Source organism: Geotoga petraea (assembly GCF_900102615.1).
Classification (GTDB): Bacteria; Thermotogota; Thermotogae; order Petrotogales; family Petrotogaceae; genus Geotoga; species Geotoga petraea.
The window spans coordinates 1-14,468 of the sequence record NZ_FMYV01000015.1; the positions used below are offsets into that span (position 1 = coordinate 1).

Genomic DNA, 14,468 nt, shown 5'->3' on the forward strand with positions numbered 1-14,468 from the left:
TAAAAGCCTAAACACCCCTGTGCTGCGCACGTCCCCTCTAACACATTTAGAGGGGAATTAAAGGCTAAGTCCATGGGTTGGAAGATGGAAGTAAAAAATCGTTGTTAAACTACTAAAAAAGATAAAAAACTCCTACTAACAACTATATAAAATTGTTAATTTTTTATAAAAGAGGTGTTTATTATGTTTAGAAGAGTTTTGGGTAGATCTGGTTTAGAAGTTTCTGTAGTTGGGTTTGGTGGAATTATAGTTAAGGACGAAACAACAGAAAACGCTGCAAAATATGTTGAAGAAGCAATTAATAGAGGTGTGAATTATTTTGATGTAGCTCCAAGTTATGGTAATGCTGAAGATATGCTTGGCCCCGCTTTGGAACCTTTTAGAAAAGATGTCGTTTTATCTTGTAAAACAGATGCTTTGGAAAAAGATGAATGTTGGAGAGATATCGAAACTTCTTTGAAAAAATTGAAGACAAATTATTTTGACCTTTATCAATTCCATTCTATTGTTTCAAAAGAAGAAGTCGACAAGATCTTTTCAGCTGGTGGTGCTATGGAGGCAGTTTTAGAAGCCAAAGAAAAGAATATGATCAACAATATCGGCTTTTCAGCCCATACAGAGGAAGCTGCTTTTGAATTGATCAAAAGATTTGATTTTGACACTATTATGTTTCCAGTTAACTGGGCTTCCTGGTTAAAAGAGGGTTTTGGTAATTCGGTTTTAGACCTTGCTAAAAAGAAAAATATGGGTATAATAGCACTAAAGGCTCTTGCAAAGAGAAAATGGAAAAAAGGCGAAGAAAGGAACTGGTCAAAGCCTTGGTATAAACCTGTGGAAAATTATGAAGAAGCAAAACTTGGATTGAGGTTTACTCTTAGTAAAGGGGTAGATACGGCAGTTTCTCCAGGTCATATGGAATTATTAAGATGGGCTTGTGATGCTGCAGATGAATATGAGCCACTTTCAAAAACAGAAGAAGATTATTTAAGAGAAAAAGCAAAAAATCTGGAAAACGATACTGTTTTTCCTCACCCAGATGCTTGATATTAAAAAAAATAAACTCTCGCTTTATGCGAGAGTTTTTTGATATAATTTAATAGATAGTTATAAAAAGGGGGAGCATTAATGGATATAAAAATTTTGGGTCATAGGGGATACAGAGCAAAATTTCCAGAAAACACAATTCTTTCTTTTATTAAAGCTCTTGAAAACGGAGCAGACGGCATAGAGTTCGATGCAAGGTTGACAAAAGATGGAGTTGTAATAATCCATCACGATGACTTTTTTAAGGACAGAGAAGGCAAAGAAATCAAAATAAACACTTTATCTTTTGATGAGTTAAGAAAATTTAACCCTTCTATTCCCAGGCTTCAAGAGGTTTTGGAAGAGTTACCAAGGGATACTTATTATAATTTGGAGATCAAAGAAAAAGAAGCATCTGTTAAATCTTATGAGTTAATGAAGAATTTTGGTGTTTTGGACAACACTCTTTTTTCTTCTTTTGACGTGGAAGCCTTAAAAAAGATAAGAAAAATGGATAAAGAAGCGAAAATAGGCCTTTTGGTTGATTATGAGTCTCTTAAAAATATAGATGATATACATGAAGAGTTAAACTTATACTCGGTTAACTTATATATTGATAAGATAGTTGAATTTGGTGTAGACTATGCCTCCAAGTTCATAGGAAATTGGAAATCTCACGGTATGAAAATATTTTTATGGACAGTTAATAGTGTGGAACATTTGAGGCTGATGAAAGGGTACTATGATGGTGTTATAACAGACAAAGTGGAAGAAGTAGTAGAATACTTACGTTAGGGGGATGAAAGATGAAATTTAATGGCTGGAAGCTTTTTGTTTTGGGTTTAGGTTTTTTTGGGGTCAGCATAATTTGGCCTCTTTATAATGCTTATGTTCCAATATTTTTGAAAGATTTCAATTTATCGTCTTTTTGGGTTGGAACTGTTATGACTTTTGACAATATTTTTGCTATATTGATGCTCCCTGTTATTGGTGCTATGTCTGACCAAACAAGAACAAGGTTTGGAAGGCGTAAACCTTATATAATGTTTGGAGCACCATTGGCGGCTGTATTTTTCATTTTGATTCCAATAGTAAAAGATTTTGCGATGTTACCGTTGTTGATGTTAGTGATTGTTTTTATGAATTTTTTTATGGCAATTTTTAGATCACCTGTAGTAGCTTTAATGCCAGATGTTACCCCATCTAAATTCAGAAGTCAGGCTAATGGGGTTATAAATTTCATGGGTGGACTCGGGGCGTTGTTGGCATTTTTTGCTGGAAAACCATTGTACGACGCAAATCAAAATTATCCGTTTTTAGCTGGTGCGTTGATAATGCTTGCGGCAGTTATGGTGTTATTAACTTTCATAAAAGAAGATAAAAAATATACAATAAAAGAAACAGCAATAGAAAAGAAATCAGGGTTTATTAAGAATGGTTTAGTAGAATTGATGGGGAATTTGAAAGACGCTTTTACAAATAAAGAAAAGTCTTTGTTATTTATGCTTTTGTCTATTTTGTTTTGGTTTATAGGTTTCAACGCTATAGAGACATTTTTTACAACTTATGCCAAATTTCATGTTGGAATTCCGGAGAGTACAGGAGCCCTTATTATGGGTGTTTTTTCTTTGGTTTTTATGGTTTTCGCCATTCCAGCGGGATTTATTGGGGCCAAAGTTGGGCGTAAAAAAACTATTTTTTCTGGTATTTTTCTTTTGAGCTTTATTATTTTGTTGACATATATTTTGGGAAATTCTTCTCTTTTGGAAGAGCCAACAAAATTTAGAAATATTCTTTTTGTTTTGTTTGCATTTGGAGGTATGGGTTGGTCGTTGATTAATGTGAACTCTCTTCCAATGGTAGTTGACATGACGACAAATGAAAAATCCGGTGGATATACTGGATTGTACTACTTTTTCTCTATGGCAGCTAATATTTTTGCGCCACCTTTAGCTGGATTGTTTATGGACATAATTGATTATAATGTATTGATGGTTTTTTCTTTGTTTTTCTTTGTTTTAGCTTCTATCACTTTGATTTTCGTGAAAAGAGGAGAAACACAAGAGCAAGAATAGAAAAAGCAAATTAGCGATTTGGCAGATTAGCGAGTTAGTGATATGCTTGCTTTGCAAGCGGTGAATAGAAATCATAGATTTCTGTTGGATGATAGATTTTGAAAGTTGTAGGTAAAAACAAGTATTAAAATTTTTACAGCTATCATGTCGAAGCTGTCTAATAATTTGCAGTTTATTTTATGAAGAAGGAGTAAAATATGGAACCAATTTTATTGAAGTCAATTTCTAAAAAGTTTAGGAAACCACTTTTAAAATTGAATATTTTTTTGATCAATGACACAGAAGTAAAAGAAACTCTTTTTTCCAGCAACACAAGATTTTTTGTGTTTTTTAGATGGATGAATTTATTTTTTTCTTTTGTGGCATTGGTCCCAGTTATTGCTTCAATTGTTAATTTTAATCTACCTCATTTCTTAGGTTATTTGCTCTCATTTTTATTAATTGATTTCATATGGGTTTTTGAATGGGTAACTAAATCAACGATTTTTGAAGAAATCAGGTTTTTTTCAATTATGCAGATCACTCTTCACAGTTTTTTTGGAGTGTGGTTAAGGTTTTACGATAATTACCCAATTTTTGACGACATTCTCCATATTACTGGTGGAATGTGGCTTGTTAGTTTTTTATTTCCGCTTGTATTGGGTTCTGAATTAGTTTGGTCAAGAAATATTTCCAGAACACTCTTGTTCAAAATATTCATATATATGTTTTCTATAGTAGCTATGATGGGGGTTTTTTGGGAGATAGGAGAGTTCGCATCAGATTTAATTTTTAGTGGTTATGAAGGGTATAGATTTGCTCAAGAAGGGCTTATTGATACTATGAGTGATCTTATAGAAAATCAAATCGGGGCTGTTATTGGGTTATTTCTTTTTTGGAAAACTTTAAATAAATTGAATAAGAATAGGGATATTTACAATCTTTTAGAAAAGATCAGCTTGGCTTTAAGAAGGTTTTTTCAACAATAAGAGGGTTTTACCCCCCAACATCCGACTTTCAACTAAATATATTTAACATCTAATGTTAAAAGATGTATAATTATTCATGAGACTAACTAATTTTTAAAGGGGGTTGGAATATGCCAAACTGGGATTTGACATTTTTTTACAGTTCTGAAAAAGATGAGAAAATAAAAAAGGATTTAGAAGAATTTATAAATGGTTGTAAGAATCTGAGAGAAGATTATTATGATGCCTTAGCAGATAAAAATCTTTCACCAGAAAAGTTAAGAAAATTTTTTGAAGATTCAGAAGATGTTGAAAAGAAAGGTTACTATGCTGCTCAATATGCCCATTTAAATTATGCTCGAAATACTATGAACCAAGAAGCTCAAAAACTTATGTCCATGGTCGAAGACTATGAAACCAGTGCTTCTATCATCACATCTTTTTGGAAACCAAGACTTCTCAAATTGTCTGAAAGTAAGCTAATAGATTTGAGAGATTCAGATGAGCTCAAAGAATATAAACATGTAATGGAAAAACTCATAGAATCAAAAGAACATGTTCTTTCAGAAGAAGCTGAAAAAGTCATCTCAGCACTTTCAAGTTCTTCAAGAGAGGCTTTTGCAGAATTATATGAAAGACAAACTTCTTCTTACGAGTTTGAAATAATAATTGATGGCCAGGTTAAAACTCTAACAGGGCCACAAGTTCGAGCTTTAAGGCATGACACTGATTCAGACCTTAGAAAAAGAGCTATGAAAAAATTTTTCAAAAGATATGAAGAAGATAAGATAATCCTTGAAAAATCTTATAATTCTATAGTAAAACACTACGATACAGAAAGCAGACTTAGAAATTTCGAAAGACCTATTTCTATGAGAAATTTGGATAACGAAGTGGAAGACGATATCATAGATACCGTGATCAAAGTTACCACAGAAAGAACTCCTTTAGTTCACAAATACTACAAGTTTAAAGAAAAATACCTTGGAGAAAAATTAACTCTTGCGGATATTTACGCACCACTAAATCCAGTAAAAAAAGAGTACTCTTTTGACCAAGCAAAAGAAATAGTTTTAGATGCTTATTACGAATTCGACGAAGAAATAGGGGATATTGTCAAGAGTTTCTTTGATGAGAACAGAATTGATTCCGAAATAAGAAAAGGTAAAAGGGGAGGGGCATTTTGCTCTTACGCTTTTCCAAACTACAAACCTTTTGTTTTGTTGAATTACAATGGAAATATGGGAGATGTTATGACTCTTGCACACGAATTGGGGCATGGAGTTCACGGGACACTTTCTTCAGAGCAGAATATATGGAACTACCACACCCCTTTGACAATGGCAGAAGTTGCTTCTGTTTTTGGTGAAATGCTTGTTATGGACAAGGTTTTACCCACGTTGAATGAGGAAGACAAAAAGGCTTTCATAGCTTCTAAAACTGAAGAGATGTTTGCAACTATGTTCAGGCAAAATATGTTTGCGAGATTTGAAGTTCAATCTCATGATATGATTGCAGACAAAGGTGTTGCAACATGGGAAGAATTATCGGAACTTTACAACAAAGAACTCAAAATCATGTTTGGTGATTCTGTGGAAATACCAGAAGAATACAACTACGAGTGGGCAGGAATTCCACATATTTTCAGTGTGCCATTTTATGTTTACGCTTACAACTTTGCCAATCTTTTAGTCATTGCGCTATATGAAATGTATAAAGAGGAGGGAAAAGATTTTATTCCTAAATACAAGAAACTGTTGAGAAGCGGGGGAAACAAAAGGCCAGAAGAATTGTTGGAAGAAGTAGGTATAAATATAAAAGAAGAAAGCTTCTGGGGTAAAGGTTTTGATTATCTCGAGAGAGAATTTCTAAACAAACTAATATAAAACGTTAATAAATTAGAATCAGCTTGCATAATGCAAGCTGATTTTTTGTTTATTTTTCTATTATTATATATGGGACAAACAAATCTTCATATCGAAATTGGCCACCGGTACCTTCGCCTTCTTCTGTTTCGTGTATCCCACTGTCAGAAGTTATTATTATATTTCCCGGCCAAATATCTGATATTTGTGATATATAGTTATCTAAATTTTTCAAAGTTTTTAAAGCTTCATCTGAATTAGGACCAAAAGCTAATGCATTTTTTTCATAATCAGTGAAATTTGAAACTATTAGAGAGTTGTTGTTAGAAATTATTTCCTCGATTTTTAAAAAAGTGTCGTCATCATAAAAATAGTCATTGTTTGCATCTTCAACTTTGATATACTCTAAGTTTTCGTTTTCAATATATTTAAAATTAGATATGTATATGGATTCGTTGTTAATTGATCTCATTTGGTTAAACAAGTTTTCACCTTCATAGTTAAACATTTCTTTTAAAGCATTTTCTGTAGTTGGCTCATAAGCTGTTAGAGAACGGTTTGCTATTGTTTGTGTTTGCAAAAATGGGATATCTCCATTGTTGTAGGCGTTAACATATTGATAATAACCCAACCCGTTGATTATAATTATCAACACTTGCTCATCCTTTTTTAAATAATGCATGGAATCTAAATAAACATCGTTTATGTTATAAACAGGGGTATTAACTATGATGCCTTTTAAATCTTCCAAAACAATTCTTCCATTTTTATCTATCAAATTGAAAACGTTCCCTGCTATTTCTATGAAACCATCTTCATAAGTGACTTTTTCTCCGCCACGGTTAACTAATGTAGTTCTTATCTGTGGGAATTCCAAGAATTCGTTTAAATCAATTATTTTCTTTTTGTTGTAATGAATTTCTTGAAAAACTTCTTCTTGATTAGAAATAGCAACGCTGTTTGATTTGAAACTGGATATTTTGTAGTTACTTATGCTAAAATCTGAAGGCATTAAATTGACTATATTTGTTTCTGGATCAATTATATTTAAACCAATATCCCAATCTTCATGAAGATTTACCAAATATATGTTTCCTATATTTTCCAAGAGCAAGTTCCCCGAAGAATCAAAAAGAGTAAAATTTTCTTCGTTTTCAGTTAAGAAGTAATTTTCTATATTTACCAGTTTAGTTTCTATTACCTTGTCTTCACCTGAAATTTGTATTTTGTAATTATTTTCTGAAGTTATGCCTATAGAATCAAAAACAGTTTTTAAATCAACTGTTTTTATGATGTTTCCATTGAACTGAACATCTGAGTTGTACAGCTTATTTAGGTTTCCTATCTTATATTCTTCGTCCAAATCTCCAGAAACGACGAGTTTTGTGGAGTTTATTTCCATTAAAGTTGAATCGTCTGTGTTCCTCAAAATATAAAATGAAGATATTGCAAATATTATTAATAAGATAAATAAAGAAATATATAATTTTTTGCCCACCTGAAATCACACCCTTAAGTTTAGTTAACTAATCATATTTATTATTATACCAAAATCTTAAAATAAAATAAATAAAAAAGTGGAAGACCAATTAAGGTCTTCCAATAAATTATTGAGGGGCTTACTATTGTTACTCGCTAATACCTTTCATAATTAATATATCATTTGATATGTAAATGAACTGTTAACTTTGTATCATGATTAAAATATACAGGTAAACATTGTGTGTAAAAATATTTTCTAAAAATATTTAACAGAATCTTATAAAAAAGAATTATTTTATGTTATAATTTTAATAGTAAATCAGTTATCTGATTTATATTTTTTAAGGTGTTTGAAAACGCTTCCAAAATTATAACTTTATCAGGGAGAGGTGAAAAAAGTGATTAAGACAAGTAGTTTATTAACAAAAGGGTTAGTTGTCTTTTTGATGGTTGCAATTGTTGGATTTTTTGGTACTTCTGTATTTGCAGCTAACGAGGAAATTCCCGAAAATACTATGAGAATCCATTATCAGAGGGATAATGGTGATTATGAAAACTGGGGACTATGGATATGGAATGACACAACATGGTCATCGGAATCTGGTTGGCCAGATGGAATGGAAATCACGGGCTACGATGACTATGGTGCTTATTGGGATGTTCCTTTAAAAGAAGGGGCAGCTAATTTAGGCTTTTTAATGGTTAATCAAGAAACGGAAACAAAAGATGGAGGAGACAAAGTTTTTAACTTCACTGTTCAAACTAATGAGCTATGGACAGAAGAAGGATCAGATGAAATAATGACAAGTGCTCCAGCAAATATTCCAGATAATACTTTGAGGGTTCACTACCAAAGGAAAAATGGTGATTATGAAAACTGGGGACTATGGATATGGAATGACACAACATGGTCATCGGAATCTGGTTGGCCAGATGGAATGGAAATCACGGGGTACGATGATTTTGGTGCTTATTGGGATGTTCCTTTAAAAGAAGGAGCAGCTAATTTGGGCTTTTTAATGGTTAATCAAAAAACACAGGTTAAAGATGGCGAAGAAGACAAAGGCTTTACTATGTTAGATGAATATAATCAAGTTTATGTTTTTGAAGGTGACAGCAAAGTATATATTTCAGAAAATAAAGATACAGCAACTGGTTTATTAAACGGAGAGATAGTTTCAAGAGACAAAGTTTTATTGAATTTCACATCTACACAAGAGCTTGATTCTGCAGAACTTAGAATCGAAGATTCAGAAGGTAAACGAGTTGACGTTGAATCAATCAACGTTGTCAGTGAAACATCTGCAGAGGTAGTTGCAAATTTGAACTTAGATAAAGTACCTTTAAAAGTAACTTATGGAAACAAAGAAGTAGATGTTTCCACTGGTTGGAGATTAATCGACAACATGTACAGCTATGATGGTGAATTGGGAGCAGACTATTTTGCTGGTGGAGTTACTTTAAGACTTTGGGCTCCAAAAGCTTCAAAAGTTGTAGCTCATTTTTACGATAAATACGATCAATCAAGGGAAATAGGTGCAATAGAGTTAGAATTCAATAAAAGAACTGGTGTATGGGAAAAATGGGTAAGTCCATATGACTTAGGTCTTTTAGATGTAAAAGGTTATTATTATCAATACGCTGTTACAAATAATGGAGTAACAAGAAGAGTTTTAGATCCATACGCAAAATCAATGGCTGCATTTACTGTTAACACCGCTGGACAAGGCGGGGAAGAATATGTTGTAAACGGAGAAACTGTTAACGACAATGTTGGTAAAGCCGCTATAGTAGAACCTAAGACTATTGGGCCAAAATTGGAATATGCAGATATCGAAGGATTCAACAAAAAAGAAGATGCAATAATATGGGAAATTCACATAAGAGACTTCACTTCAGACCCATCAATTGAGGGAGATTTGGACTCAAGATGGGGAACTTATAATGCTTTCAAAGATAAGTTAGAATATATTAAGAGCTTGGGAGTAACACACGTTCAAATATTGCCAGTTATGGCTTGGTATTATGGCGATGAAACAGCAATGGGAGAAAGGGAATTGGATTATTCAGCACAAAATAATTCTTACAACTGGGGATATGACCCTCATAATTATTTTTCACCAGACGGAGCTTATTCAGAAAATCCAGAAGATCCCGAAGCAAGAATAAGAGAGTTAAAATCAATGATAGATGCCATTCATGATGCTGGAATGGGAGTTATTTTAGACGTAGTTTATACTCACATGGCAAAAGCCAGCTTTTTAAATGATATTGTCCCAGGTTACTACTTCTTCCAAGATGCTAACGGAAACTTCGTTGGAGACTTTGGGAACAACTTAGCTACAACTCATAAAATGGCAGAAAAATTAATGATTGACTCAGTTAAATATTGGTTCAAAGAATACAAGATAGATGGTATGAGATGGGATATGATGGGAGATGCCACAGCAGATTCTGTTCAAAAAGCATATAATGAAGCTAAGAAATTAAACCCAAATGTTTTATTTGTTGGAGAAGGTTGGAGAACATTTAAAGGTCATGTTGAAAATCCTAATTTAGTTCCAGCTGATCAGGATTGGATGGACCAAACAAATGCTGTTGCAGTTTTCTCAGATGAAATGAGAAATGAAATGAAATCAGGGTTTGGTATAGAAGGACAACCAAGATTCATTACTGGTGGTGCAAGACCTATTGAATTGATTTTCAACAACATCATTGCAAAACCAACTAATGTAACAGAAGACGACCCTGGAGATATTTTACAATACATTGCAGCACACGATAACATGACTCTTCACGATGTTATAGCACAATCAATCAAGAAAGATCCAGATATTCATGAAGAAGAAATTCAAAAAAGAATTAGATTGGGTAATTCAGTAATTCTTACTTCACAAGGTATTTCTTTCTTACACGCTGGACAAGAATACGGAAGAACTAAACAGTGGAGAACAGAAGGACAACCAGAACAAAAATTCCACACTTTGGAAAATAGTGAAGGAGAATTGTTCGAATATCCATACTTCGTACATGATTCATACGATTCATCAGATGCTATAAACATGTTTGATTGGGGAAAAGTCACTGAAGAAGGAATGCACAAAGAAACAATGGAATTCACAAAAGGTTTAATAGCTTTGAGAAAATCAACTGATGCATTCAGACTTGGTACAGAAGAAATGGTTAAATCTAATGTTAAATTAATAGAGAGTGAAGATATTAAAGAAGAAGACCTTGTTATCGGATACCATGTGAAATCTACAGATGGAGAAGAATATGTCGTATTCATAAATGCCGATAGTAAGGAAAGAAAAGTTGAAACTGATATGAATTTAGCTTTTGGAACAATATTGGTAGACTCAGATGAAGCTGGAACAGAAGAAGTATCAGAGGTTTCTGGAGTTGCTATCAATGGAAACACGATTATTTTAGATGCATTAACTCCATCAGTAATAAAAATTAAATAATTTTAGATTAATTTTAATTTGGAGAGCGGTTGTAATTTGCCGCTCTTTTTTGTTATATTTTCACAATGGGGAAAAAGCTAAAAATTCAACTTATTTGATATTTTTTTGAGATTTTTAACTATAAACCTTTTTAAGTAGATTTTAAGGAAAAATTTGATTATGATATAATTTTATTTACAGTTAATTATGAGTAACATTAAAAAACATTTTAAGTAACTTAAAATTACTAAAAATTTGCTTAATATTATTTTTCTACAATAATGTCTGTTAAATCACTTAACAAGGTCTGTTAAATAACTTATTTAAAAGGGGGACTAAAAGTGAAAAAGATGATTGTTGTTTTATTGGTACTTGTTTCGATTATTGGTGTTTCTGTAAGAGTTGATTTTTGGCATGCCATGAGTGGTGAAAGAATAGAAATCATTCAAGGTATAGCAGATAGATTTATGGAAGAGCATCCGGACATAACAGTCGTACCCCAATACACAGGTAGTTACAATGAAACATTGAATAAATTAATTGCCGGTGTCAGATCAGGAACAGCCCCACACATCGTTCAAGTTTATGAAATCGGTACAAGACAAATGGTTGATGGGGGAATTATGCTACCTGTTCAAGATTTGATCGATCAAGATCCTGATTTTGATAGTGCTGTGTATCTTGATTCTGTGTTGAACTATTATAGAATGGATGGGAAATTGTATTCAATGCCTTTCAATTCTTCAAATGCTATTTTATTCTATAACAAAACTTTGTTTGAAGAAGCAGGTTTGGATCCAGATAAACCACCAAGAACTTTGGAAGAAGTTATGGAATATTCAAAGCAATTGCTCAAAAAAGATTCAAACGGAAATATAATCAGAACAGGTTTGACATGGCCAACTCATTCATGGATTTTCGAACAAATGCTTGCTGCAATGGATGCACCTTTAGTTAACAACGGAAATGGAAGAGAAGGTGTAGCAACAGAAGCAGTATTTAACCATGAAGCAGGAAGAGAAATTTTTGAATTCTATTATGAGATGACAAAAAATGATTTGATGTTAAATACTAAAAAAGAAGATTGGTCAGCAGCAAGACAAATTTTCTTATCTGGAAAAGCTGCAATGGTATTGTTCTCTACCTCAGATGTTACTTCTTTTACAGTTGAAGGCGCAAAAAATGGTTATGACATCGGAACAGCTTTCATTCCTACTCCAGCAGGTGCACCAGCAGGAGGAGCTATTATTGGTGGAGCCAGTTTGTGGATGGTTGATGGACATTCAGAAGAAGAAACAAGAGCTGCTTGGGAGTTTATGAAATTTGTGAATTCAAAAGAAGAACAAAAGAGATGGCATTTAGACACAGGGTACTTCCCTGTTAGAAAAGATGCTGTTGAGGAATTAATGTACGAAGGATTCTACTCAGAAAACCCAAACTATTTAACTGCTGTTATGCAATTATTGTTGTCGAAGCAAACGCCAAATACAAATGGTGCTGTTATGGGGGTATTCCCAGAAGCAAGAGATAGAATTGAAACAGCAATTCAACAGATGAATGCAGACAAAATGACTCCTGAAGAAGCATTAGAATGGGCTGAAAAAGAAATAACAAATTTAATAAAAGACTACAACGAATTATATAATTAAATGTATATTTTTAAAGGGGCGGTTAAGCCGCCCTTTTTTATAGGGGGTATGATAATTTATGCGAAAGTTTTTGCCTTATTTATTATTAATACCAACTTTTTTAGTTATAGGTATTTTTATATACTGGCCAGCAGGATTATCTTTTAGGTTGAGTTTATTTAGAACTTCGCCTTTTGGAAACAGAGAATTATATGTTGGATTAGAAAATTTTATTAGACTGTTTCAAAATCCAACTTACTTACAAGCAATGCTTACAACACTTATTTATGTTGGAATAACTGTTTTTTTCACTATATTGATTTCTTTTTTATTGGCCCAATTACTCAATCAAGACATTCCTGGAACAAGATGGTTTAGGCTATTTATTTTTGCACCATATGCAATTTCACCTGCTATTGCAGGAACGCTTTGGTCTTTTTTGCTTAATCCAGTTGTAGGCCATTTAAACTATTTTTTTAACTCTTTATTTGGTTTAAATGTTGACTTTTTGACCTCATCTCCATATGCACTAATAGCAGTTATGTTCGCTAGCATTTGGAAAATGGTCCCTTTTGCATTGATATTCTATATTGCCGGATTACAATCAATACCAGATTCATTGGTTGAAAGTTCATTTATAGATGGAGCTAATTTGTGGCAAAGAATGTGGAAGATAAAGTTTCCTCTCTTATCTCCAATAACTTTTTATCTTGTAATCATGACTATTACAAATGCTATGTTTAACTCGTTTGGTATTATTGACGTTATGACAAAAGGTGGTCCAACCGGGGATACAACAACTCTTATTTATAAATTATATTTAGATGCTTTCACCTATCAAAATACAGGTTCTGCAGCATCTCAAAGTATAATAATGTTTATTATCATGGGTGTAGTTACTTTCTTCTATTTTAAAAATGTTGAAAGTAAAGTACATTATCAATAAGGGGTTGTTTATATATGAAAATAAGTACTCGAAAGAAAACTAATTTAATAGTTTCAGAAATTCTTTTAATAGTTATTGCTATTGTAGTTATGTTACCAATAATATTGTCTTTTTCAATGAGTTTTATGACTCAAAGTGAGGTTTTTTCTTATCCTCCAAAACTATTTCCATCATCAATTAATTTTGATAATTATGTCACAGCTTTAAAAAGGGTTAAATTAGATAGATTACTTTTAAATTCAGCTTTAATAGGGCTGGGAATTACTGTTGGAAAATTGATTACTGGTACTCTTGCAGGATATGCCTTTGCAAATTTTGAATTCAAAGGTAAAAAAATATTATTTGGAGTTTTATTTATAACTTTATTTTTACCAGCAGAAACAGTTATGATTTTACCTTTATTCATGCTTATGCGGGATTTTGGTTGGGTTAACACTTACTGGGCCCTTATAATTCCGTTTACAGCTTCTGCTACGAATGCTTTTTTATTCAGACAACATTTTATGACAATACCAAAAGAATTAGAGGATGCATCTAAAATAGATGGTGCTACACCATTACAATATTTTTTCAAAGTTTTGATACCTTTGTCCAAACCTATGTTAGGTGGAGCAGCTCTGATTAACTTTGTTTATGCATGGAATATGTACTTATGGCCTCTCATAGTTACAATGGACGATAGAATGAAAACAGTTCAAATAGGTGTTAAAATGCTTATGGATTCAGAGGGATTAAATAACTGGGGGGTTATAATGGCTGGTACAAATCTCGCGCTTATACCTACTTTGATAATATTCTTTTTAATTCAAAATTTATTTGTTAAAAGCCTTGTTGGTTCGGGAATCAAAGGATAAACCTATCATATTTGTCTGAAGATATGCCTCAAAGCTATATGTTGATAATTTTTTGATAAATAAAACCTTCACATTATGATGATATGATGTGAAGGTTTTTATTATATAATTTAAATGAAGAGTGAAAAAGCTGAAGCTTTTTTGGTTGGAAGTTGGATGTTGGAAGATGGAAGTTAAAAACATAAAAGCCTAAACACCCCTG

General features: G+C 32.6%; 10 protein-coding genes. 9 read left to right on the forward strand and 1 reads right to left on the reverse strand.

Annotated elements, in window-relative coordinates:
- Positions 1-183: 183 nt before the first annotated feature.
- The 5 genes from BLS00_RS10435 (at position 184) to BLS00_RS10455 (ending at position 5,931) form a co-directional block, all read left to right on the forward strand.
- On the forward strand, positions 184-1,044 hold the full coding sequence (locus tag BLS00_RS10435) for an aldo/keto reductase (RefSeq protein WP_091405827.1): 861 nt from the start codon (positions 184-186) through the stop codon (positions 1,042-1,044).
- 81 nt (positions 1,045-1,125) lie between these two features.
- Positions 1,126-1,818, forward strand: a complete 693-nt coding sequence (locus BLS00_RS10440; RefSeq protein ID WP_091405829.1) for a glycerophosphodiester phosphodiesterase family protein — start codon at positions 1,126-1,128, stop codon at positions 1,816-1,818.
- Positions 1,819-1,829: 11 nt separating this feature from the next.
- Positions 1,830-3,098, forward strand: a complete 1,269-nt coding sequence (locus BLS00_RS10445; protein WP_091405832.1) for an SLC45 family MFS transporter — start codon at positions 1,830-1,832, stop codon at positions 3,096-3,098.
- Positions 3,099-3,295: 197 nt separating this feature from the next.
- Positions 3,296-4,066 carry a DUF2238 domain-containing protein gene (locus BLS00_RS10450; RefSeq protein ID WP_240724302.1) on the forward strand — a complete coding sequence of 257 codons (771 nt, stop codon included), beginning with the start codon at positions 3,296-3,298 and terminating at the stop codon, positions 4,064-4,066.
- 110 nt (positions 4,067-4,176) lie between these two features.
- Complete coding sequence (locus BLS00_RS10455) at positions 4,177-5,931, forward strand: M3 family oligoendopeptidase (RefSeq protein WP_091405836.1); 1,755 nt, start codon at positions 4,177-4,179, stop codon at positions 5,929-5,931.
- A 49-nt stretch (positions 5,932-5,980) separates the two neighbouring features.
- On the opposite strand, the gene BLS00_RS10460 is transcribed toward BLS00_RS10455, so the two are convergent.
- Positions 5,981-7,408, reverse strand: a complete 1,428-nt coding sequence (locus tag BLS00_RS10460; protein ID WP_091405839.1) for a hypothetical protein — start codon at positions 7,406-7,408, stop codon at positions 5,981-5,983.
- A gap of 382 nt (positions 7,409-7,790) precedes the next feature.
- On the opposite strand from BLS00_RS10460, the gene BLS00_RS10465 reads away from it, so the two are divergent.
- The 4 genes from BLS00_RS10465 (at position 7,791) to BLS00_RS10480 (ending at position 14,266) form a co-directional block, all read left to right on the forward strand.
- Entirely contained in the window at positions 7,791-10,859 is a 3,069-nt protein-coding gene (locus BLS00_RS10465; RefSeq protein ID WP_218119821.1) for a pullulanase, read from the forward strand.
- A 320-nt stretch (positions 10,860-11,179) separates the two neighbouring features.
- Complete coding sequence (locus tag BLS00_RS10470; RefSeq protein ID WP_091405842.1) at positions 11,180-12,487, forward strand: ABC transporter substrate-binding protein; 1,308 nt, start codon at positions 11,180-11,182, stop codon at positions 12,485-12,487.
- A 58-nt stretch (positions 12,488-12,545) separates the two neighbouring features.
- Positions 12,546-13,412 carry a carbohydrate ABC transporter permease gene (locus BLS00_RS10475; protein WP_091405845.1) on the forward strand — a complete coding sequence of 289 codons (867 nt, stop codon included), beginning with the start codon at positions 12,546-12,548 and terminating at the stop codon, positions 13,410-13,412.
- Positions 13,413-13,426: 14 nt separating this feature from the next.
- Complete coding sequence (locus BLS00_RS10480) at positions 13,427-14,266, forward strand: carbohydrate ABC transporter permease (protein ID WP_091405850.1); 840 nt, start codon at positions 13,427-13,429, stop codon at positions 14,264-14,266.
- Positions 14,267-14,468: the final 202 nt, after the last annotated feature.